The organism is Streptomyces sp. NPDC051963 (assembly GCF_044593495.1).
Lineage (GTDB): Bacteria > Actinomycetota > Actinomycetes > Streptomycetales > Streptomycetaceae > Streptomyces.
In genome coordinates this window covers 283,318-310,194 of the sequence record NZ_JBIUCC010000007.1, presented here as the reverse complement: position 1 = coordinate 310,194, position 26,877 = coordinate 283,318, and the positions used below count along the sequence as shown (strand labels likewise).

Below are 26,877 nucleotides of genomic sequence, written 5' to 3'. Positions count from 1 at the left end.
GCCCACCTCGGAACGGCCCTGCGTCAGCCCGTGGACGTGGTGGTGAGGTCGTACAACGTCGTCGAGCCGACCGTCTGCGGGGTGAAGGCCGTTGCCACCCAGGAGGAGATCTGTGAGCCGGTGGTGTCGGCGTCGTCGCGGGCGAAGCCGCCCTCTTGGTCGCCCTGGGTCACGAAGTAGTGGATCTGCCCTTCGGCGACGTACTGCTTGAACCGGGCCAGGGTCGGCGCCGGGTCGGCGCCTCCGAAGCCGCCGATGGGCATGACCGGTTTGCCCGTGGCGAGTTGCAGCCAGGTCTGATTGTCCGAGGCCACGGTCGCCGCCACCCAGGTGTACGCCTGGGCGTCCTTGAGCAGCATGGCCCGTAGCTGAGGTGTGACCGCGTCGATGCCCCCCAACTTGCTGCCGCTGCCGCCCTTCGTCGTGCCGGGTCGGCCTCCTCCAGTGGGACCGCCGTGTCCTTGTTCGTCGGACACCGAGGCGGGGCCGGCGAGCGGGGTCTGCCCGGTGTGTGCCGTGGTGACCGTGGCCCATGTGTAGGAGGCGGGTCCGGCCAGTACGGCCGCCAGGGCCAACCCCGTCGCGCCGACAAGCAGGCGCCTTGGAAGGGGACGGGGAAGAAGTCGCGCGAGCGACATCACTGCCGCCGCCGACAACCCCACGATCAGCACCGGCCAACGCAGTTGAGCGGACCAGCCTTCCGCCCGTCCGAGCAGAATGAATGCCCAGACGGCGGTTGTCGCGACCGTCGCCGCCAGGACTGCCTCCGCCGGGACCGCCGCCGGGGCGCGGCCCCGCAGGCGCCGGAGGAGGACCGTGCCCATGGCGGCCAGCGCCGCGATGTAGGGGGCCAGCGCGACGGTGTAGTACTCGTGGAAGGTCCCGGACATGAAGCTGAAGATCACCGCGGTGCTTACCAGGGCGCCGCCCCAGGCCAGAAAGCCCGCACGTTGCAGGTCGGTCCTGGCCGCCCTGCGGGTGGCCACCAGCGCGGCGACCAGAAGGATCAGTGCTGCGGGCAGCAGCCAGGAGATCTGGCTGCCCAGCGCATCGTCGAACATACGGGTGATGCCGCCGGCCTCGCCTCCGTTGCCGGCCCCTCCCCCTCCGTTCCCGCCGGGCATGCTGCTCGATGAAGCGCCGCCTCCGCCACCTCCGCCTCCCTTGCCCCCGTCGCCGGTGATGCGGCCCAGCCCGTTGTAGCCGAGGGTGAGGTCGAGGAAGCTGTTGTTGGTGGAACCACCCACGTACGGACGGGAGTCGGCGGGCCACAGTTCGACGAGGGCCACCCACCATCCGCTGCTGAGCACGATCGCGGCTCCGGCCAGCAGCACATGGCCGATCCGCCTGGTCAGCGGCTGTGCCGCGCAGACCAGGTAGACCAGCGTCAGCGCGGGCAGGATCAGCCACGCCTGAAGGGTCTTGACCAGGAAGCCGAGACCGAAGCAGACCCCGGTGAGGATCATCCAGCGGACAGCGCGGTGCCCTTCCAGAGCGCGCTGGAAGCAGTACAGCGCGCACACGACGAGCAGGGTCAGCAACGCGTCGGGATTGTTGAAACGGAACATCAGAGCCGCAACCGGGGTCAGCGCAAGCAGCGCGCCGGCCAGCAGCCCGGCGGCCGGTCCGTACAGTCGCCGCACGGCCGCGTACAGCACTCCGACGGTGGCAACGCCCATCAGCGCCTCGGGGGCGAGGATCTGCCAGGAACCGAGTCCGAAGAGGCGTACGGAGATGTCCATGGGCCACAGCGCGAGCGGCGGCTTGTCGACGGTGATCGAATTCCCGGCGTCCGATGCCCCGAAGAAGGCGGCCTTCCAGTTCTCGCCGCCCGCCTGAGCGGCCGCCGCGTAGAACTCGTTCCCGAAGCCCGACGCGCCCAGATCCCAGAAGAAGGCCACCGCCGCGGTGGTCAACAGTGCCCAGAAGGCGCGGCGTTCCCATGGGGGGCTGGCGGCGCGGCTGGTGTCCCCCGCCGTCCGAGGTGGCACCGGTTCCTCAAGGACGGTGGGGTTGAGCGTGGTCATGGGTGGGGCTCCTTGTGGTCCGTGGGGCGGCCTCGGCCGCGGGGTCTTTCGTGGACCGGCTACATACCGAGGCCAGCGAGGGGGGACATCCGCCAGGAGGTGGGGAGCCCCCTTGTCCAACCCGGCACCACACCCGTCCCGGTCAGGCAGGCAGGGCAGGGCCAGGCCCCTCAACGGCGTCTCCGCGGCGGTGACCTGCGGGTGTGCCGCCTGGCCGTCACGATGCACGGCGGACCTCTCAACCCGCTCTCAGCGACCGGCCGTAGCCGACCGCACAAGCACGCACACCAGCGGTCGTGGAGCGCCGCCGACCAGGAAGGACGGCGCGGCTCCCGCGCGGGACGGCAGCTCGGGTCCCTGCCCCGCGCCCGTGCCGCGGGCGTACATCTCACGCGAATCTCAGAATGGGGCGGTGTGATGTCACGGTGACTGCAAGCCGTGCCACGCGTGCCACCCGCGCCGCCACCGCCCCCACGGCGCCTGCGCTGGTCCGCTCCGACGGAACCCGTGTCCGGGTGCTCGTGGTCGATGACGAGCCGGACCTCACCGAGGTGCTGTGCGGCGTGTTGGCCTACGAGGGCTACGACGCACGCCCTGCCGCGGACCGGGCAACGGCGGTGCGGGCCATGGCCGAGTTCCGGCCGGACGCGGTGATCCTCGACGTGATGCTCCCGGACGCCGACGGTTTCACCGTGCTGCGCGAGGTCCGCGCCGAACTCCCCTTGGTCTGCGTGCTGTTCCTCACCGCACGGGACGCGGTGGAGGACCGGATCGCCGGGATCCGGGCAGGCGGCGACGACTACGTCACCAAGCCCTTCAGCCTGGACGAGGTCACCGCCCGGCTGCACGGCCTGCTACGGCGAGCCGGGATGGCGCGCCACAGTGCGGGAGAGACCGCGCTGACCGTGGGCGGTCTGGTACTCGACGAGGAGGCCCATGAAGTGACCCGCGACGGTGAGGTCATCTCCCTGTCGCCCACCGAGTTCGCGCTGCTGCGCCTGTTGATGCACCATCCACGCCAAGTGCTCAGCAAGAACCTGATCCTTGAGCGGATCTGGTCCTACGACTACGGCCACCACGCACACGTCGTCGAGCTGTACATCTCGTATCTGCGCAAGAAGGTGGACGCCGGTCGACCGCCGATGATCCATACCGTGCGCGGCGTCGGCTACGTCCTCAAACCCGCCACCTCATGAACCCGCCGACGCGGTCGCGACCGGACCGGCTGCGAGCTCGTACACCGCGGTACCCCACGCTACGGCCCCACCGGCTACGGCCCCACACGCCACGGTCCCGTACGCTGCGCCCTCGCACCCTGCGCGCCAAACTCACCTGGGGCCTGGTCGCCCTGCTCGCGCTGAGCTGCGCGACCGTCGGTCTGGCCAGCGTGTTCGCCCTGCGCAGTTACCTCACCGGCCAACTCGATCATCAACTCGCCGACTCCGGCTGCCGTTTCCCCTCCTCGCTGCCACAGCCCGAGGACACCCAGCAGGAGACGGTCGCGGACAACGACCACGGAGACACCGGAGACACTGGAGTCGGCGGTCGCGCGGACACACGTGGGCAGGGAATCGGCACCTTCGGCGCACGACTGACCGACGCGAAGATCAGTGACGCTGCCGTCGTCCGGGCCAACCGGAGCACCACCGTCACCCTCGACTCGGCCGACGCAGCGACTCTCAACGGCATCCCGACCGACGGAGGCGCCCACACCGTCACCTTGTCGGCCCTCGGCGACTACCGCGTCTACGCCTGCGTGGGAAAGGACGACGACATCCTGGTCAGCGGCCTGCCGTTGGCGCCGCTCCAGGAGACGGTGCATCGCCTGACCATGGTCTCCGCCGTGGTCTTCGGCGGAGCGTTGGTGATCACCGGAGTGGCAGGTGCCCTTTGGGTACGTCACTCCCTGCACCCTCTGCGCCGGGTGACCGACACCGCGGCGGCCGTCGCGACCCTGAAGCTGGACAGCGGCGAGGTCACCCTGCCGGGCCCGACGGCCGCAGGCGACCCGCACAGCGAGGCCGGACAGGTGGCGGCCGCCCTCGACCGCATGCTCCGCCACGTCCAGGATGCCCTGGCCAAGCGCCACACCAGTGAGGAGCGGCTCCGCAGCTTCGCCGCCGACGCCAGTCATGAGCTGCGTACACCGGTCGCGTCGATCCGCGGCCATGCCGAACTCGCCCTGCGCCACCCCGGCCCGGTCCCCGACATGGTCGAGCGAGCCCTCGATCGAGTGGCCGCCGAGGCGGCACGGATGGGTGCCATGGTCGACGACCTGCTGCTGCTCGCCCGCCTCGACGCCGGTCGCCCGCTCCGACGTGAACCGGTCGACGTGACCCGGCTGGTGATCGACTGCACCGACGACGCCCGAGCGGCGAGCCCCGGCCACCGCTGGGCCCTGGACCTGCCCGAGACGCCGGTCACCGTCACCGGCGACTCCCACCGCCTGGCTCAGGTACTGACGAATCTCCTGGCCAACGCCCGCCTGCACACCCCGGTCGGCACGCTGGTGACAGTCCGCCTGCGGCCACGCGAGGCCGGCGGCCAGTGCGAACTGTCCGGCTGCGAATGGTCCGGCTGCGAACTGTCGGTCACGGACAACGGGCCCGGAATTCCCTCCGAGCTCCGGCAGACCCTCTTCGAACGCTTCACCCGCGCCGACCGCCGGCACCCCGGAAACGGAAATGGGACGGGAACCGCCACCGGGACCGGCGGTGCTGGAGCCGGTCTCGGCCTGTCCATCGCGGCGGCCGTCGTGGCAGCCCACGAGGGCACTCTGACCGTCGAGAGCGTTCCTGGCTCGACGGTGTTCACCGTGTTGCTGCCTGAGATTCCCTTTAAAAACCGGCCGGAGGGGCGGTATCCGGCATGACCTGAGAGGGAATTGAGAAGTCCGCTCGGGAAGGTGAGGGCAGGCAGACCACCGTCAGCTCCCAAGGAGCCCCATGAGCAGCCGCCAAGGCCATGCAGCCTCACCGCCGCGGGCGAATCAGTCCCCAACCGACCTGCCTGCTCGGCATGTTCACGTAGAACACGTCATGGGCACCGTGGTCTCCATCGACCTGCGCAACTGCGCGAAGAAGGAGGCCGCATCGGGTATGGCCGGCGTGGTGCGCTGGCTGCACGAAGTCGACGCTCTCTTCAGCACGTACCGGCCGGACAGTGCCATCTCCCGTATCGGGCGCGGCGAGTTGTCGCCCCGGCACGCGGGCGCCGAGGTGGCATGGGTGCTGGAAAGGTGCGAGGAACTGCGCCGTGACACGGGCGGGTACTTCGACGCCTGGGCGACGGGGGCCCTGGACCCGTCGGCCTTGGTGAAGGGCTGGTCGGTGCAGCGGGCGGCGGATGCGTTGGCGGCCCGGGACCTGACCGATTTCTGTCTGACGGCCGGCGGCGACGTCGTGAGCCGGGGCAGCCGCCAAGGCGGCCTGCCCTGGCGGATCGGGATCCAGCATCCCCGGGACCGCGATGCCCTGGCCGCGGTGGTGCACTCCAGCGGCCTCGCGGTGGCGACCTCGGGAACGTACGAGCGCGGCGCACACATCGTCGACCCGCACACGCGCACCGCCCCCACCGGGCTGTTGTCCGTCACCGTCTGCGGCCCCGACCTGGGCACCGCGGACGCGTACGCGACCGCGGCCTTCGCCATGGGCCGCGAGGCCGCCGACTGGACACTGACCCTCGACGGATACGAGGCCATGACGGTGCTGGACGACGAACGCGTGTATCTCACCCCCGGCTTCCCCCTGGCCGACAGGGCCCACAGGACCCACAGCGCGGAGGAGTCACGATGACCGCGCCCCGCATCTCCCCGCCGCCCCCTCCTCACAAGCCTCCCGTCCGCCCGCTCGACTGGCCCCCGCCGTCCGCTCCCCCGTCGTCAAGACGCCGTATCGTGCAGCTGCACCGCAAGCTGCCCGCCCGCCGCCGCCCACTCGCCGTCGACGCACTGGCCGCGGCCACCGGTCTCGGTCTGGGCATCTCACTCGCGCTGGGCGTCGGCGCCCAGACCGTCGGTGCGCTGCACGCGCCGGGCGGGGTCGCCACCGCGCTCGGCCGCGTCACCGGGATGCTCAGCGGATACGCGATGGTCATCACCGTGCTGCTCTCGGCACGCATCCCGCCGCTGGAACGCGCCCTGGGCCAGGACCGGCTGATCGTCTGGCACCGGCGTCTCGCGCCCTGGGGTCTGTTTCTGCTGCTGGCCCACGCCGTACTGATCACCGTCGGATACGCGCGCGCGGCGAAGACGGGAATCCTTGCGGAGATCGGCCAGTTGCTGTGGACCTACTCGGGCGTGCTGTCGGCGACCGTCGGCAGCGCCCTGCTGCTGGCCGCTGGGGTCACCTCCTATCGGCGGGCTCGGCGCCGGATGAAGTACGAGACCTGGTGGGCCGTTCACCTCTACACGTACCTGGGCCTCGGCCTCTCGTTCGTCCACCAGGTCGACACCGGTGCGCCGTTCGTGGGGCATTCCCTGGCGACGGCGTGGTGGACCTCGTTGTGGGTGGGTGCCCTGCTCGCCGTACTCACCTTCCGGCTGGGCCTCCCCCTGTGGCGATCCGTCCGGCACGACCTGCGCGTCGCGCAGGTGTCGTCGGCGGGGCCGGACATGTGGTCCATCGTGCTCAGCGGGCGGCAGCTGGAGAAACTGCCCGCGGCCGGCGGACAGTTCATGATGTGGCGGTTCCTGCGCCGCGAGCTGTGGTGGCAGGCCCATCCCTACTCACTGTCGGCCACGCCCCAGTCAGGTCATCTCCGGATCACGGTCAAGGAGTTGGGCGACCACAGTACGGTCATCGCCCGGCTTGCCCCGGGCACCAGGGTGGCGTTCGAGGGCCCGTACGGCGTCTTCACCGCGGACGCGCGCCAGTCCCGAAACGTCCTGCTCGTCGGCGCCGGAGTGGGTACGACCCCCATCCGCGCCCTCCTCGACGACCTGCCCCGGGACACCCACGTCGTCGTCCTGCTGCGCGGCAGGCACCCCGAAGACATCGCCCACCTCGACGAGTTCAAGCGTCTCGTCGCCAAGCGCCGAGGCCGACTGCAGCCCCTGACCGGACCACGCGAGGCCGTCCGTCTGGACGCACCCTCCCTGCACACCCTGGTCCCCGACATCGCCGGCCGGGACGTCTTCATCTGCGGCCCCGACGAGTTCACCCGCGCGGTCATCGCCGCCGCCCGTGACGCCGGGGTGCCCGCCCGCCAGATCCACCACGAGGACTTCGCGTTCTGACGTTCTGACGGTGTGACCTTCCGAACGCCCGCACATCCCGCAGCCCCCCTCCCCCCCCCGCCATCTCTGGAGAACCCATGCGACGTGCCCCGATCGTTCTGGTCACGACCGTCATCGGCACCGCCGGCGTGCTGATGTTCAAGCCCCACGAGGTCACCCCGACCGTGGCGTCGTCCTCTTCGTCGACGGCGAGTCAGGACGCGACCGTCTCGAAGAGCGGCTCCACCACCACCGCCACCGGCGCCGCCATCAGCACCCAGTTCGGCAACACCCAGGTTCAGGTCACCATCAAGGGCGGCAGGATCACGGACGTCAAGCCGCTCCAGATCCCCAGCAACGAACCGCAGTCCGTGCAGATCAGCAACGCCGCCGTGCCGACCCTGAGGGAGAGCGCCCTGACCGAGCAGAGCGCCGCGATCGACGCGGTCAGCGGTGCGACCATCACCAGCCAGAGCTACGCCGCATCCCTCCAGTCCGCCCTGGACAAGGCCGGTTTCACAGCCGCGGACGGCTCCACCGCACCCACCACGGCACCCACCGAATCCGAGGAGCACGGGCACGGCGGGGGATTCGGAGATCGCGGCGGATTCGGCGGCTGACCTCGTATGATCACGCCCCCGGCGTCTTCTCGTCCGCGACGAAGCTGCGCACCTCATTGCGTATGCGTGGGCCCCACTTGGTGAGGAGGGCCGTGACCTCCGGTGTGGTCGCATGTTGGTCGAGGGCTTCCTGGGATGCCCACTGTTCGAGCACTGTGACGGATCCGGTCGCCGCGTCCTCCACGCAGAAGGAGATCAGTACGTTCCCCGGATTCGCCGCGGCGAGCGGGTACGACGTCGCCCGGGCCTCGGCGACGAACGTCTCGACGTCCTCGGCGGGGACGAAGACCCGGCCGGCGATGATGAGGGAAGTCCGGGCGTCGTCCTGGGGCTTGTTGAGCGCGTTCATGGTTCTTCCTCGTCCTTTGTGTGCGGTCAGGCGGCGTACTGGTAGGCGGGGTAGGTGAGATAGCCGGCGTCGCCGCCCTGGTAGTACGTGGCCGGGTCGGCGGGCGCGATGGGCAGGTCGGTGCGGAGCCGTTCGACCAGGTCGGGGTTGGCGATGAAGGCGCGGCCGAAGCTGATCAGGTCCGCGCCGAGGCCGAGCCAGTGGTCGGCGGCGGACCGGTCGGCCTGCTTCGGGCCCATCGGGACGGCCGGGTTCACGACGAGGCTGCCGGGCCAAGCGCGGCGCAGGCCGACCAGCACCTCCTCCTCGGCGGTCGCCTCCAGGTGCACGTAGGCGAGGTCGAAGCGGGCGAGTTCGGCGAGCAGGGCCGCGTACAGCTTCGGCACTTCCCTCTCCTCTACGCCCCAGAAGGTGCCGCCGGGCGAGAGCCTGATCGCGGTGCGGGCCGCGCCGACGGCGTCCACCGTGGCGGCGACCGCCTCGACCGCGAAGCGGATGCGATGGGCGATGGGGCCGCCGTAGGAGTCATCGCGCAGGTTGGCGTTGGACGAGAGGAACTGCGAGATCAAGTAGCCGTTCGCGCCGTGCAGTTCGACGCCGTCGAAACCGGCGTCGACGGCGCGCCGGGCGGCCTCGGCGTACGAGCGGGCATGTTCGGGCACCTCGGAGAGGTCCAGGGCGCGGGGTATCGGTGCGGGCTGCGGGCCGGTCGGGGTGAACACGTCGCCCACGGCGGCGACCGCCGACGGTCCGACCGGCTGGAGGCCCGTTGTCTCGGGGTGCGAGACCCGGCCGCCGTGCATGATCTGGGCGAAGATGCGCCCGCCGTTGGCGTGCACGGCTTCGGTGACGGGCCGCCAGGACGCCGTCTGCTCGTCGGTGTACAGGCCCGGGGTGCCCGGGTTGGACTGCCCGACCAGGCTGGGCTGCACCCCCTCGGTGACGATCAGTCCGGCGGTGGCCCGCTGGGCGTAGTAGACCGCCATGGACGGGGTGGCGAGGCTCCCGGGAGCGGCCCGGACCCGCGTCATCGGGGCCATCACGACCCGGTTGGGCAGCTCCAGACCACCGAGGCGATGGCGGTCGAACAGCGTGGTCCTGCCGGTCATGCCGGAACTCCTTCTTACTGGCTCACTGGTCGAAGGCCCGGGAACGGCGGGCCCGACCGGTACGCTAGAACCTGACATCAATGTGAGGGTCAAGTCCTGGGGCGGGGGAACCGTCGGGAGGGTGAGATGCGGATCGGCGAACTCGCGGCGCGGACCGGAGCCAGCGTCCGTTCCCTGCGCTACTACGAGGAGCAGGGACTGCTCACCAGCACCCGCAGCTCCGGCGGGCAGCGGCACTTCACGGAGGGCGACATCGACCGGGTGGACTTCATCCAGCGCCTGTACACGGCGGGGTTGTCCAGCCGCACCATCATGGAACTGATGCCGTGCCGCGACGCGCCCAGCGACGACAACTCCGAGGCCGCGCTGGAACGCATGGCCCAGGAACGCGACCGGCTCTCCGCTCACATCGAGGAACTGCTGAACACCCGCGACTCGCTCGACGGCCTGATCTCCGCGGCCCGGGCCGACAGAGACGCGCGCCGGACCGCCGCATGACGGGCCTTCAGGGAATGGCTCAGGGAACTGACTCAGCAGTCGGAGGCGTCCGGCGGGAGGGCCCCGCAATCACCGGTGCAAGAAGCCACCTGGACAGGGAAAACGCAACTTCGACATGGCCGGCGGAGGCAGCTACCTTCACCTCGCCCCATGCGTACGCAGGCCGCTGAACCGGTCCACACCACGCACCCCCGACCAGGGAGAGACGCATGCCCCATCTCGCGCTGTACACATTCGGCGTCCTGAAGTCACCTCTCGCCGATCCCGCACCTCTCACGCGGGAGTTCCACGAGAGCGGCGGGGCCGTCTACGGGGAAGTCGCCCGGCACCCCGGATATATCGCTCGTGCTGAAGCGACAGATCGCAGCCTGGGTGCACGGACGGATTTCGACTCGGACTGGGGTGAGTGGGGGGAGTTCGCTGTCCCGGCCTGGTACGGGAAGGGCCGCACGGTGGAAACCAGCGCCCTGGCCGCGACCCTCTCACTCTGGACCGACCCGCGATCCGCCTTCGACGCCGTCTACACCGGTCCGCACCGCACGGCACTCAACAGGCGTTACGACTGGTTCGAGAGGACGGGACACCCGGGATACGTGTTCTGGTGGGTCGCCGACGGCACGATACCCACCTGGCAGGACGGGGTTTCCAAGCTGGAACACCTCCACGACCACGGCTCAGCGCCGCACGCCTTCACCTTCCACCACTCGTTCGCCCCGGACGGAACACCGACCAGGATCGCCGGGACCAAAGGCATCGGACCGAAGAGCGACCAGGTTCGCTGACAGGGAAGCCAAGACGCCATCCCCGGTGCGCCCACTGGCGGCGATCTCGCGGACGCCCCCCTGGGCCCCGGTGATGTTCACCAGGGTCTCGATGCCGGTGGCCCGCTAAGACGCGGGACGAGATCGAGTCACGGCGTGCCTTGGGGGAACGGGCCGCCGACGCCGGGCACGGTCTGCGCGCCCTGGTCGGTGCGCATCTGGCCGCCGCCCGTGCCGCCTGGCCCGGCACCGCCGGCTCCGCGGACAGTGTGCTCGCCGTCATGGAGCAGGCCGTCGACGCGTTCGCCGCGGGGTACGAGCGCGCCCAGCTCCTCGCGGTACGTCAGGAAGAGGCCGCCCCGCCGCGAGTTCATCGACGATCTGCTCTACGGCCGCAGCGACCTGGGCCGCCTCGCCGAACGCGCCGAACGCTTCGGTCTGCGCCTCTCGCGCGCCCACGCCGTCGCCGTCGCCCAGGGCCCCACCGACTACGACGAGGGCGATCCGGTGCCCCGGCAGGTGGAGCAGGCGCTCATCGCCCGCTTCGGTGACCGCAGCATCCTGCTCACCACCAAGGACGGCCGGATGCTGTGCATCGCACCGGGCGACCAGGACGACGTACTCACCGACTTCGCCGAGCAGGCCCACGCGGCCACCGACGGCGGACGCGTCGCGATCGGCCGCCCCCAGTCCGGGCCCGGCGGCGTCGTCCACTCCTACGAGGAAGCCCTGGGCGTTCTCGAACTCGCCGACCGCCTCGACCTCCACGAGCCCGTTCTGCGCGCCGCCGACCTGCTCGTCCACCCCGTGCTCACCCGCGACCGCCAGGCCATGGCCGACCTGGTCCTCGGCACCCTCGGCCCGCTCACCGGCGCCGACCCGGCGCACCGCTACATGCTCCAGACCGCGGTGATCGGCGCCCGTCTGCTGGACTGGCCGGCCAAGGACCTCTGACGGGCACCGGCGCGCTCCCCCGGAACAGGCCGTTGCCGCCGCGTATGTTTCGTGTCAATGTCCTGGCCCCCGCCCCGCCCGCGTACGACGCTGGGACCAGGAGCTTCGCTCGCAGATGAGGAGCCTGTCGTGCGCGCACGTGACCTGGCGGTCGAATACGAAACGGTGAGCGTCGACAGTGACGCCCTGGAGGCGGCCCGGCTGATGGCAGAGCACAAGCTGCCGGGCCTGCTGGTGCTCGACGGGCGCGGCGAGCCGAAGGCGATCCTGCCCGCCTCCCAGATGATCAAGGTGCTGGTTCCCACGTATGTGCTGGAGGACCCGACACTCGCCGCGGTCGTCGACGAGAAACACGCCGACCGGCTGTGCCAGGCGCTGGTGGGCCGTCGCGTCGGGGACTGTCTGCCCGGCAAGGCGGCCCCGCCGCCGATCGCGGACCCCGACGACACCGCCCTGGAGGTGGCCGCGCTGATGGCCCAGGTGCGCAGCCCGGTGGTGGCCGTGGTGCAGAAGGCCAAGGCCGGGCCGGGTGGGCGGGGACAAGGGAACGGTCAACTGCTGGGCGTCATCACCGCCTCGCACCTGCTCCATGAGCTCCTCGCCACGGCCGATGCGCCCAGCACCAAGTGACGTGTGTGACGTACGCCACGCATTTCATGCGTGACTTTTTTTCGGGGCGCTGATTGAACGGCGCCTCCCGCCCGTACTCCTTGATGTCAGGTCCGGTCACACCAGGAGGCATTGATGCGCCTGTCGCGCAACAGGGTCGGAACCGTCTTCGTCGGCGGCGCTTTGAGTCTGACCCTCGCCGCACTCGCGTATCCCGCGATGCTCGGGATCAACAACACGACCAGTGCGCCGGATCGGGTCATTGCGAACACCCCCTACGGTCCGCTCACCGAGGCCGACCGGACCTTCGTGGTCGCGGTGCGCGCGGCCGGGCTGTGGGAGTACCCGCTCGGCATGACGGCGATGGAGCGCGGGACGACCGCGGCGATGAAGGAGGCCGGCGAGCACCTGGTCGTCGGGCACTCCCGGCTCGACGCGTTGTGCCGCAAGATCGCGCCCGAGCTGGGCATCACGCTGCCCAACCAGCCCAGCCCGCAGCAGCAGCAGTTCGTGGCGACCTCCCAGGCCGAGACCGGCAAGCAGTTCGACACCACCGCGGTGAACCTCATGCGGACCGCCCATGGGCGGATCTTCCCGGTGGTCGCCGCGACCCGCGCCAACACCAAGAACTCGCTGGTCCGTCAGCTCGCCGACCTGACCAACGACACCGTCCTCGACCACATCTCGGTCCTGGAGAAGACCGAGATGGTCAACTTCGACCAAGCCCTCTTCCAGCAGACCAGCCCGCCGAAGCTCCCCCAGGACCAGACCACCCCGCCGCCGCCCCAGGCGGGCGCACCGATCGTCGCCCTCACGGAGCCCCCGGGACTGGACGTCAACACGTCCGCGCCGACGCCGGCCCCGAGTCCGACCGTGGGATGACGCCCGTCCCCTGGCCGTAGCGCTACCCCCACCCGAAGTACCGCAGCCACACATACCCCATCGCCACCACCACCGTGACGGCCGTGACGACGAGGCCGTACTTGGTGAACTGCCAGAAGGAGATGGGCCGGCGGTTGCGTTCGGCGATGCCGAGCACGACGACGTTGGCCGAGGCGCCGATGGCGGTGGCGTTGCCGCCGAGGTCGGCGCCGAGCGCGAGGGCCCACCACATGACGTGGTCGCTGTCGCCGCCCATGTTCTGGACGAGGTCGCTCGTGATGGGGGCCATGGTGGCGACGTACGGGATGTTGTCGACGACCCCCGACAGGACGGCGGACGCGCCCAGCATGGTCATGGAGCCGGCGAGTTCGTTCGTGCCGATCACGCCGGCCAGCGCCTTCGACACCTCGTCGACGACGCCGGTGTCGATCAGCCCGCCGATCATCACGAACAGGCCCGCGAAGAAGGCCAGCGTGGGCCATTCGACCTCGGCGAGGACATCGCCGGTCTCGACCGCGGACACCGCGACGAGCAGTCCGGCGCCGAGCAGGGCGACGATGCTGGGCTCGTAGTGCAGTACGGGGTGCAGGACGAACCCGGCGACCACCAGGGCGAGTACGACGAGGCCCTGGATCAGCAGCCGCGGGTCCCTGATGGCCTCCCGCTCCTCCAGCTCCATGATCTCGGCGGCGCGGTCCTCGTCGTACACGAAGGACTTGCGGAACAGCCATCGGCAGAGCAGCAGCAGGAGCAGTATCAGGACCGCGGACAGCGGGGCGAGGTGGATCAGGAAGTCGTTGAAGGTCAGGCCGGCCCGGCTGGCGATGATGATGTTGGGCGGGTCGCCGACCAGGGTCGCCGTGCCGCCGATGTTGGACGCGAACACCTCGGCGATCAGGAACGGGGCGGCGGGCAGGGCGAGTCGTTCGCAGACCAGCAGGGTCACCGGGGCGATGAGGAGGACCGTGGTGACGTTGTCGAGCAGGGCCGAGGCGAAGCCGGTGATGACGACGAGCATGGCCATCACCCGGTAGGGACGGGCGCGGGCCCGCTTCACCGCCCAGATCGCCAGGTACTCGAACATGCCGGTCTTCTTCAGCACGCCGACGATCATCATCATGCCCATCAGCAGGAAGATGACGTTCCAGTCGATGCCGGAGTCCTCGGAGTAGAACGCCGTGACATCGTCGGTCGCGCCGATCGCCAGCATCAGGCCGGCGCCGCCGAGGGCCACCGCGACCCGGTGGATCTTCTCGCTGATGATCAGGGAGTACGCGCCGACGAACACGACGAGCGCCGCCCAGCCGTGCCAGTCGTTCACGGGATCGCCGGAGATCCGCAGTCGGGCATCGGGTCGGGCATCGCCACGCGCGTCATACCAGGGCACCACCGATCGGAAGACAGACCGCTCCTGTACTCGCCGACCAGACTTCCCGGCACACCGCAGCGCACCCTACCGACTCTTGACGCTTCTTTGACACCCTGCCCGTGCGCGGCCGAAGCCCCTCGCTCACCCGGACCAGGCGCCGTACCGGGTGATGACGGTGTACGGCCCGACGTCCTGGCGCAGGAAGCGCTGCGGCGGGAAGAACTCCACGGGGAAGACGACCTGCGCGGACCGGGTCACCGGGACACGCGGGAAGTTGTGGCGATGCAGGAAGAGGCCGTAGCCGGTGTCGGTCTGCCGCAGGACGAACACGTCCGGCGCCGGAAAGGGACCTGAGTCGAGCCGTCGCGCGAAGTCGTCCGCGTCCCGGGCGGCGAGCCAGTGGCGTACCTCCCGGTTGCGCTTCTCGTGCAGGGCCTGGGGGTTGGAGTAGCCGGGCGTCATGGCCAGGTACGTCCAGTAGGGCTCGACGGACAGCAGCCGGTGATGGTCCGTCAGGAGGATGAGGTCGCTCGGCCGCTTGCCGGTGCCGCGGGCGATCGCACGGACCAGGGGGCGGATCCAGAGGTCCTCGGTGCCGGGGTTCTTCACGCGCGCCGTGCGGGACGGGGCGGTGCCGTCGTCCAGCGGGTAGCTCTGGCGGTAGGCCAGGTCGACCTCCCGGCCCAGGGCGCTCTGTGCGTTCTGGGCGGCGGCTACGGCGAAGACCGCCGCGAGGACGGCCACGGTCCGGGTGACGGTCCGGGCGTGCGCGGGGCGGCGGTTGCGCACGGTCCTCACCAGGTCCCAGAGGGCGAGGACGCCCGCGCAGTACAGGGCCGCGAGCAGTACCGGGTGGACGCGGAAGGAGAGGAGCGTGGTGCCTGCCACGATGGCCAGCTGCGACAGCACGCACCAGGCGTAGCATCCGGCGACCAGCGCGAGCAGGCCCGCTGCCACTGGCTGGGTCCGGCAGCGGACGACCAGCCAACCGGTCCCGGCCAGGCACAGCAGTCCGCCCGGGCCGATCTCCGTCATCGGCAGCAGATACGTCAGCTGCTGGTACGGCAGGAACTTCAGCGCCGTCGTGGACGGCGATCCGCCGGCTGCGTGTCCGGCCAGTTCGTACGGCAGCAGGACCACGGCCCCCGACGGAGCCGCCGCGATCCCGGCCAACACGACCCGTGCCAGCAGGGTGCGCCGGCGCCGGGGCCTGCGCAGGAGCAGGACCACCACCATGGCGGTGAGCGTGAACACCCAGAAGGCGGCGAGCATCGTGTACGTCAGCACCGCCGCGCCCACCGCGACGCCGAACGCCAGCAGCGGCCACGGGCGGACGGCCGGGTCTCGCAGCAGCTTCGACGCGATCACGGTGAGCGGCACCAGCGCCGAGCCGACCAGCCAGGCATACGGCTCGCGGACGCCGAGGGACGGCTCGACGAACGCGGCCATCGCGGTCGCCGCCGCCAGTGACACGGCGATCCGTGCGGGCACCAGCAGCCGCCACAGCGCCAGCGCCACCGCCGCGGCGAGCGCGGTCGACGTGATGGACAGCGGCTTGAAGGCGGCCCACGAGTCCCAGCCCAGTTGCGCGGCGATCCGGCCGCCGGTCCAGAACCAGCCGGGCGGGTACAGCGGCGGCAGGTCCCGGTAGGCGAAGTCGGCCAGGGCGGGCGACTCCGTGAAGCGCGTGAGGTACTCGACGCGGAACTGGTTGTCCGAGGCGAGCCCGCCGAGGAACCAGCGGGTGCCGTGCAGCGGGACGGCGACGAGGAGGGTGGGCAGCGCTGCGACCAGCGCATAGCCCGACCAGTGGACCAGCCCGCGTACGGCCATGCCGCCCCGTCCGGACCACAGCGCCGACAGCACGAGGAGGGCCACCACTGCCGCGGTGCCCGCCGTCGTCAGAACGGTCGGCAGCAGGGACGGCTCGGGCAGCGGCAGCCTCGGTACGGCGTACTGGATACCGAGGCTCACCGACAGCGCGATACCCGTCCCGAGGACGAGTTCTACGGCGAAGCCACCCGCGGTGGGCCGTCGCCGCCCCGTCCGCGGCGGTGCGGTGGACGGGGCGGGACGCCGCGCCGATCCCTGCCCGCCGATCCGCGGCGCAACCGCCGTCACGGCCCCTCCGTCCTGCGATTCCTCACCCCACCCCTGCCGAGCACCCACCGAAGCACCGCCCCCCGATCCCTGACCCCGATCCTGACGAGCGGTCACCGGCCCACCGCCCGCCGCACCCTGCGTGCCGCGCGGGCGAGGGTCGCGCGGTTTCGGTGGATGAATGGGGTCTTCGCCAGGGGCAGGAGCAGCCACGGGGCCGGGAGGCGGCCCGGTAGGTGGAGTCGGGTCAGGCGGAGCAGGCCCATGTACCGGTCGGCGACGGTTCTGGCGTGGGCGGCCGACAGCAGGTCCTCGGCGGTGGGGCGGAGGTGGGCGTAGGCGATGGGCTGCATGCAGAACGCGACGGTGGCGACCAGCCGCTGGACCTCGGCACGTGCCTCGACGGCCCCGGGCCCGGGCAGCATGCTGTCGGCGATCACCAGCGGGATGCGGTTGCTGTTCTCGTACGGTTTCAGGCGGCGCAGGACCAGCTCCGTGCCGACGCGTACGGCGGGGATCCCGTACACCGTGCCGGCGGTGAACAGGGCGGTGGAGAAGCAGCCGAGGACGACGTCCGGGCGCAGGCGTTCGTAGAGGACCTCGGCGAGGACCGGGAGGTCGACGACGTGCAGGGGGACGCCGGCGCGGGCGGCTTCTTCACGGAGGGCGTCGGCGTGCCGGCGGGGTGCGCTGGGGTGCGGCTTGAAGAGGATCGCCTCGGCTCCGCCCCGTACCGCCTCGCGCAGCATGTCGGCGTGCAGGGCGTCCTCCTCGGCGGCGCTGAGGATGCCCGCCTCGGCCAGGTACTGGCCCAGCAACAGGGCGCCGCCCTGGGGCAGTTCACGGACCGCCTCCAGCTCGTCCTTGGCCGCGTCGGTCAGAACGGCGAGCGTGCGGCGCAGGGCGTCGGGGGGCAGCGGGTGGTGCTCGGCGGTGGGGCACTCGTCCAGCAGGTGCGGGCGCAGGCCGGGGACCAGCGCCGGGTAGACGAACCGGCCGACGCGGCGCAGGACCTGCTGTTCCAGGCGGGTGCGCAGGGGGCCGTAGCTCATCAGGCCGTCGGCGTAGACGTGCAGGGTCGCGTCGGCGAAGACGCGGGCCAGGGTGAGCGAGGGCGGGGACTGGACGGACTCGGCGACCAGTTCGACGTGGGTGTCGGGGGCGATGCCCCAGGAGCGGCGCAGCGCCTGCTCGAACAGCCGGCGGTCCTCGGGGCGGGGCGACCAGACCGAGGGGTGGTTGGGGAAGATCGTGTCGTTCCAGGAGACGACCGCGTCGAAGTACGTCGCCAGGTGGGCGAAGCCGGGCAGTTCCTGCCACGGGGGCTGGGCCTCGGGGACGTTGGTGTTGGTGGACGTCACCAGGAGCCGCCTGCCGCCTTCGGCGAGCGGCAGCAGGCCCTGGGCGACGGCCGCGCAGACGGTGGCGAGGCCGTAGAGCGTGGAGGTTTCGACGAGCTGGACCGGCACGGGATCACAGGGCTCCGTGGGAACGGGGACGTTCATCGGGGGCACGCGGTCTTCCTCGGACGGTAGAGGGCGGTCAGGTCGGATCGGCGCGGTGCGTCCATGGCGTCGAGGACCTCGCCGAGCAGGTCCTGCGGCAGGGACGCGGCCAGGGCCCGGTACCGCCCGGGGAACTGTCTGGCCACCCGCTTGTCGAGCCGGTCGGTCCGCTTGAGGTGGAAGTGCGTCAGACCGAGCAGCGTCCGTACGGCCTTGCGGTGCACGCTGCGGACCGTGCAGTGGGCGACGGCCTCCTCGATGATCCGCTGCGAGGCCGGGAGGAAGTCGAGCTGCCGGTCGTCACCGACGCTGGTGAGGGAGCCGCCGACGTCCCTGCGGTAGAAGAGACCGGCGAGGCCCACCACCGCGAACGACCGGGTGTGCAGATGCAGCCGCCAGTTCCACAGCCGGTCCTCGCAGGTCCGCAGCGAGGTGTCGAAGTACAGCAGCCCGTTGTCCCGCAGTCCGCTGCGGAAGCCGCCCGACCACGCGTTGACGTAGTCGGCCATGGTCTCGCGGTTCTCCTCGCCGATGCCCTCGACCGACGGGATCGGCACTCCGCGCCTGCTCTCCGGCGCCCTTTGCAGCGTGCGCTTCCTGCCCTGGGCGCGCAGATGGTCGACGCGGACGAAGTCGACGCCGAGCCGGGTGCAGGCGTCGGCGAGCCGCGGGTAGTAGCCGGGCGCCAGCCAGTCGTCGCCGTCGAGGAACGTGACGTACTCGCCGCGTGCCATGTCGATCCCGGTGTTGCGGGCGGCGGAGGCGCCCCGGTTCTCCGGGTGGACGATGAGCCGGCTGTTGGGGAGGCGGGCCACCGCCTGTTCGAGCAGGGCGCGGGAGCCGTCGGTGGAGCGGTCGTCGACGAAGACGTACTCGATGTCCGGGGCGGTGTTCCTGCGCAGCGAGCCCAGGCAGTCGGGGAGATAGGCGGCGACGTTGTGGCTGATGACCACGGAGGTGAGTTTCATGGGGCTCCCGGTGGGTCGTCGGCCGGTCAGCAGCTCTTCGCCTTCCGTACGGCGTCGTGCCCGCCGTCCGCCTGAGCGACCACCCGGGCGACACCGGACCGGGACCCGAGGGAGGCCTCGGCAGCGTCGATCAGCTGGAAGGTGTTCGCCGGCTCACCGTCGTGGTCGATGCCGATCGCGCCGCGGACGTGGACCGGCCGGCCGGGGCCCGCCGTACGCGAACCGGGCCGGCGGAGGCGGGAGTTGGCGCTCATGGCGGGGGCACTCCTCGTGGGTTGGGGGGAGGGCGGGAGGGGGGCGTCGAGGAGCGGGGCCAGTGCGCGGGCGCGGGCGAGGTCGTGCGGGTCGTCGATCTCCAGCAGGTCCTGGGGGCGGTCCCGGTGGCGCGGGCGGAACGACTTGGCGTGATCGACGCCACATCCGCCGTCGGCGTCCCGCCGGACGAGAAAGGGGCAGGTGCACTGCACGAGCAGGACGACGTCCGTCACCTCGCGCACCACCGGCGGCACGCCCTTGGAGCCGCCACGCGCGGGGATCACCGCGAGCACGGATGTCATGGGAGCTCCTTGATTCAAGGGGAGTACTGCTCTCAAACGGCCACCGAAGTGAGGGGGTTACCTCGACTGAGGCATTCGGGGGACCGGGCGGGCCTGGAACCCGGCCGGTGATCGTTAGCGCTTGTGACGTTCCACACAGATCGGCATAAGTCCCGGCGAACAACCCACGCGATTTCGCGGCAAGTTGAGGAGAAACCGACCCGGAGTCACGTTTGCAAGACGCAAGAAACGGGGCAAGTTCCCCGTTCAACCATGGCATTTCAGACATTCATCCAGTTCACTCGGGACGGCTCGACGCCAGACAGTTCGGACCAACGGAGCGTGTACCCATATGTCCCATTCGCCCGGGACGTCGGAAGTCCCCATCGATCCCCACACAGTTACGGCCGCCGAGGTCATCCCCGGCGACCTCGTCGCCCTCTCCCCGCAGCACGCGGAACAGCAGCGGTGGTACGTCGTGCTGCACACGCTGCCCGAGTCGCCGGAGACGATCCGGCTGGCGCTGCGGCCACCGCTCGGCGGCACCGACCACGACGAAGTCCTCGGCCGGGACCGGCAGGTGACCGTCGCCTGCCGGCGCGTGGACGTCGACGCGGTGCCCCGTCTGTCCTCGCCGCGGCTCGACGCCGTCGAGTTCCGGGACGGCGACCGGGTGAGCACACTGCGGGCCGTCGACCCACGGGCCGCCGAGGTGACGTACGTACGGCGCTGGGGTGTCTGGCACCGGGATCTCGACGCGGCCACGGGCGGAACCGCGTCCGACGCCGAGGTGCGACGGTGGGCCGGGGAGGCCGACGGTGCGGGGCATGTCGTACGGCATCACCCGCGGCCGGCGGCGGAGGCATCCGTCCCCGGGCCGCGGCGGGTCGTCGTGACCGGGCTCGGGGCGGTCACGCCGCTGGGTGTCGGGGTGGGCGAGCTGTGGCGGGGGCTGCTCGACGGACGGCACGGGATACGGGAACTGGACGGCGAGGAGTTCGCGGAGCTGCCCGTGCGGGTCGCCGGGACGGTGCCGGTGGATCCGGCCGGCCTGCTGCCCCGGCCGGCGGCGCGGCGGATGAACCGAGCCGCGCAGTTCGCGGTGCTGGCCGCGCGGGAGGCGTGGGCGGACGCCGGGTTCACCGAGGGCGGCACCCGGGAGAGCGGGGTCGATCCCGAGCGGGTCGGGGTGAGCCTCGGCGCCATCCTCGGCGACGCCTCCGTGCTCGTCGGCGGCGACCGGAAACTGCGGGAGAAGGGGCCGCGCGGGGTCTCGCCGCTCACCACACCGATGACTGTGCCCTCGCAGGCCGCCTCCCAGGTCTCCCTCGATCTGCACATCACCGGCGAGGCCCGCACCGTGACCAGCGCGTGCGCGTCCGGGACCGAGGCGATCGGACAGGCGATCGACCGAATACGGTACGGCCGCGTCGACATCGCCCTCGCGGGCGGCGCCGAAGCGGTCGTCACGCCGGCGATCATGGCGTCCTTCGCCGCGATGCGGGCGCTGGCCGCGGGAGACGTGGCCGACGGGTCGCCGTCGCGGCCGTTCGCCAAGGACCGGGACGGGTTCGTGAACGGCGAGGGGGCGGGGCTGCTCGTCCTGGAGTCGGAGGAGCACGCCCGGGCCCGCGGGGCGCGGATCTACTGCGAGGCCGCGGGGTGGGGGCTGTCCGCCGACGCCCACCACATGGCCGCACCCGACCCGTCCGGGGGCGGGGTCGCGCTCGCGCTGCGGCGGGCGGTGCGGGACGCGGGCGGGCATGTCGTCGACGTCGTGCACGTGAATGCGCACGCGACCGCCACGGTGGACGGCGACCTCGCCGAGGCAGGCGCGCTGGACGCCGTGCTGGGGCAGCGGTCCGTGCCGGTCACCGCCCTGAAGGGACACCTCGGACACCTCCAGGGCGCCGCGGGCGGGGTCGAGGCCGTGGCCGCCGCGCTCACGCTGCACCACGGGGTGGTGCCGCCGACGGTGGGGTGCGCGGAGGTGGACGACGCGATCGGGCTGGATGTCGTACGGGGTGCGCCGCGGGAGCTGCCTCGGGACGGGGATCTGGTGCTGAGCAATTCGTTCGGGTTCGGGGGGCACAACGCGGTGCTGGCGCTGCGCAGGGTGCCGTAAGGGCCGTCGGCGGCGAGACTCGACGTATGGCGCCCATCACCGAGGTAGAAGGGCGGCGCGTCGCGCTCAGCAATCTGGAGAAGGTGCTGTACCCGGACGCCGGGTTCACCAAAGGCGAGGTACTGCACTACTACGCGACCACCGCCGACGTAATGCTGCCGCATCTGCGCGACCGGCCCGTGTCGTTCCTGCGGTACCCGGACGGGCCCGACGGCCAGGTGTTCTTCACCAAGAACGTGCCGCCGGGCACCCCCGAGTGGGTCACCACCGCCGAGGTGCCCAGGGTGGAAGGGCCGGCCCGGATGGTGTTCGTGCAGGATCTGGCGAGTCTGATGTGGGCCGCCAACCTCGTCACCGAGTTCCACACCCCGCAGTGGCTGATCGGGGCGCCCGGCGAGGCGGACCGGCTGGTGCTCGACCTCGATCCGGGGTCGCCGGCGACGGTCGTGGAGTGCTGCGAGGTCGCCCTGTGGCTACGGGACCGGCTCGCGGCGGACGGGATCGAGGCCTACCCGAAGACGTCCGGGGCGAAGGGGCTGCATCTGCTGGCGGCCGTGCGGCGCGCGTCGTCCGAGGCGGTGTCCGAGTACGCCAAGGAGCTCGCCGTGGAGGCGGAGCGGGCGTTGCCGCGGCTGGTCGTGCACCGGATGACGAAGAGCCTGCGGCCCGGCAAGGTGTTCGTCGACTGGAGCCAGAACGCTTCGCGGAAGACCACGGCCACGCCCTACACACTGCGGGCGCGGGCCCAGCCGCTGGTGTCGGCGCCGGTGACGTGGGACGAGGTCGCGCAGTGCGGGGCGCCTGGGGGGCTGGCCTTCACTGCGGCCGACCTCGGGCCACGGTTGCAGGATTATGGCGATCTGATGGCGCCGTTGCTCGATGCGGTGCACGCCGGCGCGTTGCCGTAGTGGAGGTATGCGGTTCGTTCGTCCGCGGGCCGGTGGGGGCTGGTCGCGCCCCGCGGCGGAGCCGCATATCGATACAGCCCCGCGCCCCTTTCAGGGGCGTGATGCCGCCGTCGGCTTCATCGGTTCCGTTCAGACTCGCTGCCACGTGTGGCGGTCCCTGGCCATTGCGTGCAGGGCCTCCACGTCTGCCGGTTTGAGGATGCCGCCGAGTCGGGTGAGGCCGTCGATTTCCGTGTCCTGGAGGATGCGGACCGCGCGGAGAGGGGCGGTGATCCTGACGTCCGCCGGGCCGGCCAGGGCAAGGACCGGATGGACCTCGGCGGTCAGTGCGTAGGAGGCGCGGTCGGCGTCGGCGCGGACGCGGCGGAGCAGGGGGCCGGGGTCGCGACGGCCCAGGGTGACCATGGGGTCGGCGATCAGCACCCGCTGCTTGCGGGCGTACACGGTGTGGATCGCGAAGAGGCCGCCGGGGCCGATCGCCAGATGGTGGACGCGGTCGCCGCCGGGCAGCGGGACCGAGTGCAGGGCGTGCCAGCCCGCGCCGTCCAGCCGGTCCAGGGCCTCCCCCACCGCCTGTTCGGCGGACAGGGCCCGGCGGCGCGGGTCGGCGCGGAGCCGGTGGGCCGGTCCCGGGTCCCGGTCCAGGGCGATCTGGAGGGACTCGCCGGGGCGGTTGGGCGCCAGGTCGTCGTCCGGGTGGAGGGAGAGCCGGGCCAGCTCGGCGGGGGTCGGCACCGGGGGCGGGCCGACCGTGACGGGGCCGGTCAGGAAGGGTCCGAGGGCTTCGAGTACGCCCTCTCTGTGGTCGTCTGTCAGCAGGTTCACCCGGGCCGCCTCACGGTCGTACCAGGCGACGTTGCGCCCGTCCGTGAGACATACGTACAGCCGCTCCTGGCCTTGGCGCCAGGTCGGTATGACGCGCAGTCGGCTCATGCACCATCACCCCACGACCATGGGAACAGGCGGGGTGCTCCAGGGGCAAGAACCCGGTTACCTTTGGGATGAGTTGGCCGGGGCTTGGGGAGGCTCGTTTGCGGACCCGCAGGAACCAACCCGACGTACCCGCTCCGGGCAGCCCGTGGAGCGAGATCGTGCCCGGTCTGTGGATGGGCGGGCACGAGTTCAAGGGCAGCTCCGGGCAGGTCGAGTTCGTCGTCGTCCATGATCAGTTCGATCTCGTGCAGACCCTCCTCCGGCTGCCCGGGCACGGGCCGGATCCGGGCGTCGAGCACCATGTGTGGCCGATTCCGGACGGTCCGCTGGACGGAACGCAGCTCGCCGGCGTGATGCGGCTCGCCCAGGCCGCGAGCGAGGCGCTGGACGCGGGCCGCAGCGTCCTCGTCCGCTGCTACCACGGGTACAACCGCTCGGGGCTGGTGGTCGCGCACACCCTGGTCCGGCGGGGCTGCTCCACCGAGGAGGCGATCCGGCTGATCCGCACCCGCCGCTCCCCCTGGGCGCTGCACAATGAACTGTTCGTCGAGTACCTGCGGGCGGGGCTGTCGACGGCCCGTCTGCTGGAGGAGCTGGCCGAATAAGCTCGGTCTGTCGGCCGTACGGCCTCCGCACGCAAAAAGGACTTCCCCGCGAATAAGGTGTACGGGGCCCCGATCATCCAGAGCTACAGGAGTGCCGTGCCCCTCAGCCGCCCCGCGCGTGCCGCCGCCGTTGTCGCCCTGCTCGCGGCCACCACCGCGGCCTGCGGCGACGCCGGCGGGTTGCAGGGCGCGGGCCCGACCCCGACCGCGGTCAGCCCGGCCCGGCTGTGGCCCGATCTGCCGCCGGCGTCCTCCCCCGCCTACGAGATCGGCGAGGTGGAGAACGAGGTGATCAAGGGGATCTCCGTGAAGGGCGGCGACATCCGCAAGGTCGATCCGGTCGCGATCGTCCGGGCCGAGATCGCCACGAGCCCGGGCGACTACGAAGGCGGCAAGGCGCAGTTCCACGAGACGGGCGACCGGATGGCCGACTGCGCGGAGGGCGGGGACCGGGCCAAATGCCCGGTCCTGCGGCCGTACTACCGCGATCTGACCGGCGACGGGCGGGTCGATCTGACGCTGGGCTTCCGGCAACTGCCGGGCACCCTGACGGCCGTACGCGTCTACACGGTCACAAAGGGGCGGCTGGTGCGGGTCATGAGCTGGGAGGACGCGATGAGCGCGGTCGAGCTGGCCGGACGGTCCGTGATCATCCGCTCGCCGTCCGAGGTCGCCGGGTACGAGTACCGCCTCCAGTGGACCTGGGACGCGAACCAGCACACGATGCTGCTCACCCATGACGAGATGCTGCGCACCGGCATCGGCACGGGCACCGGCAAAGCGACGGCACGGCCGTCGGCATCTGCATCGGCATCGGCATCGGCATCGGCATCGGGTGCAGCTTCGCCTTCGGCATCGGCTTCCGCGTCGGCGAGTCCTCGATGAGGCTCGGGCTTCCCCGCTGGGCCGGGACGCTCGCCGTGAAGGCCGCCGTGTTCATCACGGTGATGTGCTGCACGCTGGCCGCGCTGCTGGGCGTCCTCGTGCATGTGTCCGTGTCGAACGAGACGGTCGGGCAGGCCCGTGAACTCGCGCTGTCCCGGCTGGACGAGGCGACCACGGCGTTCGAGTCCGGGGACAGGCTGATGTCGGGCATGGGCGTCGACCCGGACGGGCTGCCCGAGTCGCTGCGGGAGCTGGCGGCGTCCGGCGAACGCGGCACGATGGTCGCCGACCACGACGGCCGCCCGACGATGTGGGCGGCGGGTCCGGCCGGCGGCGGGCGGGCTCTTGCCGTGGAGGTCGACTACTCGCAGCAGTCGCGCACCATCAACGACCTCGGCAGGGCGATCATCTGGTCCTCGGCGCTGGCGATCGGGGTGACGCTGCTGGTGGGCGCGTTCGCGGTGACCCGGGTGACGCGCCGGCTGCACACGACCGCACGGGTGGCCCGGCGGATCAGCGGCGGCGACCTGGACGCGCGCGTCGACGACCCCCGTACGAAGGATCCGACGCGCCCTCAGGACGAGGTGGCCTCCGTCGCCGCCGCGCTGGACTCCATGGCGGCGTCACTCCAGGGCAAGCTGCTGAGCGAGCAGCGGTTCACCGCGGATGTGGCGCACGAGCTGCGCACTCCGCTGACCGGACTGCACGCGGCCGCCGAACTGCTCCCGCCGGGACGGCCGACCGAACTGGTCCGGGACCGGGTGGCGGCGCTGCGGACGCTGACCGAGGACCTGCTGGAGATCTCCCGGCTCGACACCGGGCGGGAGCGGCTCGACGTGGACACCGAGCAGTTGGCGGCGTTGGCCGAGCGGGTGGTGCGGGCGGCGGGGAACCACACCGAGGTGAGGGTCGTACGGGACGCGACGGTGGAGACGGACCGGCGGCGTCTGGAGCGGGTGCTCGGCAATCTGATCGCCAACGCCCACCGGCATGGACGCCCGCCGTTCGTCGTCACGGTGAACGGGCCTGTTGTCAGCGTCCGGGATCACGGGGACGGCTATCCGCTGTACCTGGTGGAGCACGGGCCGCAGCGGTTCCGTACCGAAGGTGGCGCCAAGGGGCACGGGTTGGGGCTGACGATTGCGCTCGGGCAGGCGGAGGTGCTGGGCGCTCGGCTGACGTTCGGGAACGCGGAGGAGGGCGGGGCCGTCGCGACGCTGGTCCTTCGGTAGGCGGGGGGCTACGAGCTCGGTGCTGCGGGTTGTCTGCCGGCTGCGGGTTGTGGGGGCTGGTAGCGCCCACGCGGCGGAGCCGCATATCGATACAGCGCCGCCCCTGAGCGCGCTGCGCGCGCCCGGACTCACCTGTAGCGTGCGCTGCTCCTATGGCCCATCAGCTCGCGCGACTGCCCCACCCCGCTCCTAATGTGGCGATTAGTCAGCTTTGCTCGCCCCATTCATGGAGGTACCCGCCATGTCTCTGCGTATCCGCATCGTCCGTCGGCTCGCCATAACTGCTGCTGTCGCCGCCCTCGCCACCGCGACCGTCGTCTCGCCCGCGATTGCGGACGACGACTTCGGCAGCGGTAGCGGTTCGGGGGTCGGCAGTGGTGACTCGGAATTCGGCCGTGGTGACGGGTTCGACGAATTCGGCGGGCGGGGGGATCAACGCGATCCGCGCCGCTACCGGGGCGTCGTGGCGGTCGACAGACTGGTTCTGCGCAGCGCGCCGACCCGTGGCAGTCGGCCGATCCGGTCGGTCTACCGCGGTGACGTCGTGTCCATCTTCTGCAAGTCACCGGGCCAGAACATCCTGGGCAACCCGCTCTGGTACCTCCTCACGGACGGCACCTGGGCCTGGGGCTCGGCACGCTTCATCGACAACATCGGAGCCGCGCCGAGCTGGTGCTGATGCCGGAG

At 71.3% G+C, this 26,877-nt stretch carries 23 protein-coding genes and 2 pseudogenes; 16 read left to right on the top strand and 9 right to left on the bottom strand.

All coding sequences use genetic code 11. The features are described from left to right. Nucleotides 1-23: 23 nt before the first annotated feature. On the bottom strand, nt 24-2,027 hold the full coding sequence (locus ACIHFB_RS29435; protein ID WP_365283781.1) for a glycosyltransferase family 39 protein: 2,004 nt from the start codon (nt 2,025-2,027) through the stop codon (nt 24-26). 425 nt (nt 2,028-2,452) lie between these two features. Here ACIHFB_RS29435 and ACIHFB_RS29430 point away from each other — a divergent pair, with 425 nt between their 5' ends. From ACIHFB_RS29430 to ACIHFB_RS29410, 5 genes are all read left to right on the top strand, one after another. Next, entirely contained in the window at nt 2,453-3,223 is a 771-nt protein-coding gene (locus ACIHFB_RS29430) for a response regulator transcription factor (protein WP_365283783.1), read from the top strand. Continuing rightward, nucleotides 3,220-4,899: a sensor histidine kinase gene (locus tag ACIHFB_RS29425; RefSeq protein WP_400128558.1), complete on the top strand. Its 1,680-nt coding sequence runs from the start codon at nt 3,220-3,222 to the stop codon at nt 4,897-4,899. Before ACIHFB_RS29430 ends, ACIHFB_RS29425 begins: the two co-directional genes overlap by 4 nt. Before the next feature lie 166 nt (nt 4,900-5,065). After that, nucleotides 5,066-5,821: an FAD:protein FMN transferase gene (locus ACIHFB_RS29420; protein ID WP_365283787.1), complete on the top strand. Its 756-nt coding sequence runs from the start codon at nt 5,066-5,068 to the stop codon at nt 5,819-5,821. Beyond that, nucleotides 5,818-7,263 carry a ferredoxin reductase family protein gene (locus ACIHFB_RS29415; protein WP_365283789.1) on the top strand — a complete coding sequence of 482 codons (1,446 nt, stop codon included), beginning with the start codon at nt 5,818-5,820 and terminating at the stop codon, nt 7,261-7,263. The genes ACIHFB_RS29420 and ACIHFB_RS29415 overlap by 4 nt, the downstream gene beginning before the upstream one ends. Nucleotides 7,264-7,340: 77 nt before the next feature. Continuing rightward, a complete protein-coding gene (locus ACIHFB_RS29410; RefSeq protein ID WP_365283791.1) occupies nt 7,341-7,862 on the top strand; it encodes an FMN-binding protein in 522 nt (173 codons plus the stop codon). 10 nt (nt 7,863-7,872) lie between these two features. On the opposite strand, the gene ACIHFB_RS29405 is transcribed toward ACIHFB_RS29410, so the two are convergent. Both ACIHFB_RS29405 and ACIHFB_RS29400 read right to left on the bottom strand, forming a co-directional pair. Further along, a complete protein-coding gene (locus ACIHFB_RS29405; RefSeq protein WP_400128554.1) occupies nt 7,873-8,211 on the bottom strand; it encodes a putative quinol monooxygenase in 339 nt (112 codons plus the stop codon). Nucleotides 8,212-8,237: 26 nt separating this feature from the next. Further along, a complete protein-coding gene (locus ACIHFB_RS29400; RefSeq protein WP_400128552.1) occupies nt 8,238-9,320 on the bottom strand; it encodes an alkene reductase in 1,083 nt (360 codons plus the stop codon). 126 nt (nt 9,321-9,446) lie between these two features. On the opposite strand from ACIHFB_RS29400, the gene ACIHFB_RS29395 reads away from it, so the two are divergent. The 5 genes and pseudogenes from ACIHFB_RS29395 (at nt 9,447) to ACIHFB_RS29375 (ending at nt 13,024) form a co-directional block, all read left to right on the top strand. After that, nucleotides 9,447-9,818 (top strand): MerR family transcriptional regulator, encoded by a 372-nt coding sequence (locus ACIHFB_RS29395; protein ID WP_365283795.1) that lies wholly within the window; start codon nt 9,447-9,449, stop codon nt 9,816-9,818. Nucleotides 9,819-10,027: 209 nt separating this feature from the next. Continuing rightward, nucleotides 10,028-10,600, top strand: a complete 573-nt coding sequence (locus ACIHFB_RS29390; protein WP_400128550.1) for a DUF3291 domain-containing protein — start codon at nt 10,028-10,030, stop codon at nt 10,598-10,600. Nucleotides 10,601-10,710: 110 nt separating this feature from the next. Further along, nucleotides 10,711-11,533: pseudogene (locus ACIHFB_RS29385) on the top strand (PucR family transcriptional regulator); the annotation flags it as partial. Nucleotides 11,534-11,662: 129 nt separating this feature from the next. Then, nucleotides 11,663-12,163, top strand: a complete 501-nt coding sequence (locus tag ACIHFB_RS29380) for a CBS domain-containing protein (RefSeq protein ID WP_365283799.1) — start codon at nt 11,663-11,665, stop codon at nt 12,161-12,163. 114 nt (nt 12,164-12,277) lie between these two features. After that, the gene (locus tag ACIHFB_RS29375) at nt 12,278-13,024 is read left to right on the top strand and encodes a DUF4142 domain-containing protein (RefSeq protein ID WP_365283801.1); all 747 of its coding nucleotides are present in this window, start codon (nt 12,278-12,280) and stop codon (nt 13,022-13,024) included. A gap of 22 nt (nt 13,025-13,046) precedes the next feature. On the opposite strand, the gene ACIHFB_RS29370 is transcribed toward ACIHFB_RS29375, so the two are convergent. From ACIHFB_RS29370 to ACIHFB_RS29350, 5 genes and pseudogenes are all read right to left on the bottom strand, one after another. Continuing rightward, entirely contained in the window at nt 13,047-14,345 is a 1,299-nt protein-coding gene (locus tag ACIHFB_RS29370; protein WP_400128718.1) for an SLC13 family permease, read from the bottom strand. A 189-nt stretch (nt 14,346-14,534) separates the two neighbouring features. Further along, nucleotides 14,535-16,514, bottom strand: a complete 1,980-nt coding sequence (locus ACIHFB_RS29365) for an arabinofuranosyltransferase (RefSeq protein WP_400128547.1) — start codon at nt 16,512-16,514, stop codon at nt 14,535-14,537. A 92-nt stretch (nt 16,515-16,606) separates the two neighbouring features. Next, the gene (locus ACIHFB_RS29360; RefSeq protein ID WP_365284046.1) at nt 16,607-17,998 is read right to left on the bottom strand and encodes a polysialyltransferase family glycosyltransferase; all 1,392 of its coding nucleotides are present in this window, start codon (nt 17,996-17,998) and stop codon (nt 16,607-16,609) included. Then, entirely contained in the window at nt 17,995-18,966 is a 972-nt protein-coding gene (locus tag ACIHFB_RS29355) for a glycosyltransferase family 2 protein (RefSeq protein ID WP_365283807.1), read from the bottom strand. Before ACIHFB_RS29355 ends, ACIHFB_RS29360 begins: the two co-directional genes overlap by 4 nt. A 281-nt stretch (nt 18,967-19,247) precedes the next feature. Further along, nucleotides 19,248-19,448: pseudogene (locus ACIHFB_RS29350) on the bottom strand (hypothetical protein); the annotation flags it as partial. Between the two features lie 406 nt (nt 19,449-19,854). Between ACIHFB_RS29350 and ACIHFB_RS29345 the strand changes: the two are divergent. After that, the gene (locus ACIHFB_RS29345; RefSeq protein ID WP_400128544.1) at nt 19,855-21,627 is read left to right on the top strand and encodes a beta-ketoacyl-[acyl-carrier-protein] synthase family protein; all 1,773 of its coding nucleotides are present in this window, start codon (nt 19,855-19,857) and stop codon (nt 21,625-21,627) included. A 26-nt stretch (nt 21,628-21,653) separates the two neighbouring features. Further along, entirely contained in the window at nt 21,654-22,535 is an 882-nt protein-coding gene (gene ligD, locus ACIHFB_RS29340; protein WP_365283812.1) for a non-homologous end-joining DNA ligase, read from the top strand. 129 nt (nt 22,536-22,664) lie between these two features. Here the strand turns inward: ligD and ACIHFB_RS29335 are convergent, their stop codons facing one another. After that, complete coding sequence (locus ACIHFB_RS29335; RefSeq protein WP_365283814.1) at nt 22,665-23,468, bottom strand: nuclease-related domain-containing protein; 804 nt, start codon at nt 23,466-23,468, stop codon at nt 22,665-22,667. A 98-nt stretch (nt 23,469-23,566) separates the two neighbouring features. Here ACIHFB_RS29335 and ACIHFB_RS29330 point away from each other — a divergent pair, with 98 nt between their 5' ends. The 4 genes from ACIHFB_RS29330 to ACIHFB_RS29315 all read left to right on the top strand — a co-directional run bounded on the left by ACIHFB_RS29330 (nt 23,567) and on the right by ACIHFB_RS29315 (nt 26,869). Further along, nucleotides 23,567-24,073 carry a dual specificity protein phosphatase family protein gene (locus ACIHFB_RS29330; RefSeq protein WP_365283816.1) on the top strand — a complete coding sequence of 169 codons (507 nt, stop codon included), beginning with the start codon at nt 23,567-23,569 and terminating at the stop codon, nt 24,071-24,073. Nucleotides 24,074-24,169: 96 nt separating this feature from the next. Continuing rightward, nucleotides 24,170-24,958 carry a hypothetical protein gene (locus ACIHFB_RS29325; RefSeq protein ID WP_400128541.1) on the top strand — a complete coding sequence of 263 codons (789 nt, stop codon included), beginning with the start codon at nt 24,170-24,172 and terminating at the stop codon, nt 24,956-24,958. Further along, nucleotides 24,955-26,190: an ATP-binding protein gene (locus ACIHFB_RS29320; RefSeq protein ID WP_400128539.1), complete on the top strand. Its 1,236-nt coding sequence runs from the start codon at nt 24,955-24,957 to the stop codon at nt 26,188-26,190. The genes ACIHFB_RS29325 and ACIHFB_RS29320 overlap by 4 nt, the downstream gene beginning before the upstream one ends. A 241-nt stretch (nt 26,191-26,431) precedes the next feature. After that, nucleotides 26,432-26,869 carry an SH3 domain-containing protein gene (locus tag ACIHFB_RS29315; RefSeq protein WP_400128537.1) on the top strand — a complete coding sequence of 146 codons (438 nt, stop codon included), beginning with the start codon at nt 26,432-26,434 and terminating at the stop codon, nt 26,867-26,869. Nucleotides 26,870-26,877 lie beyond the last annotated feature (8 nt).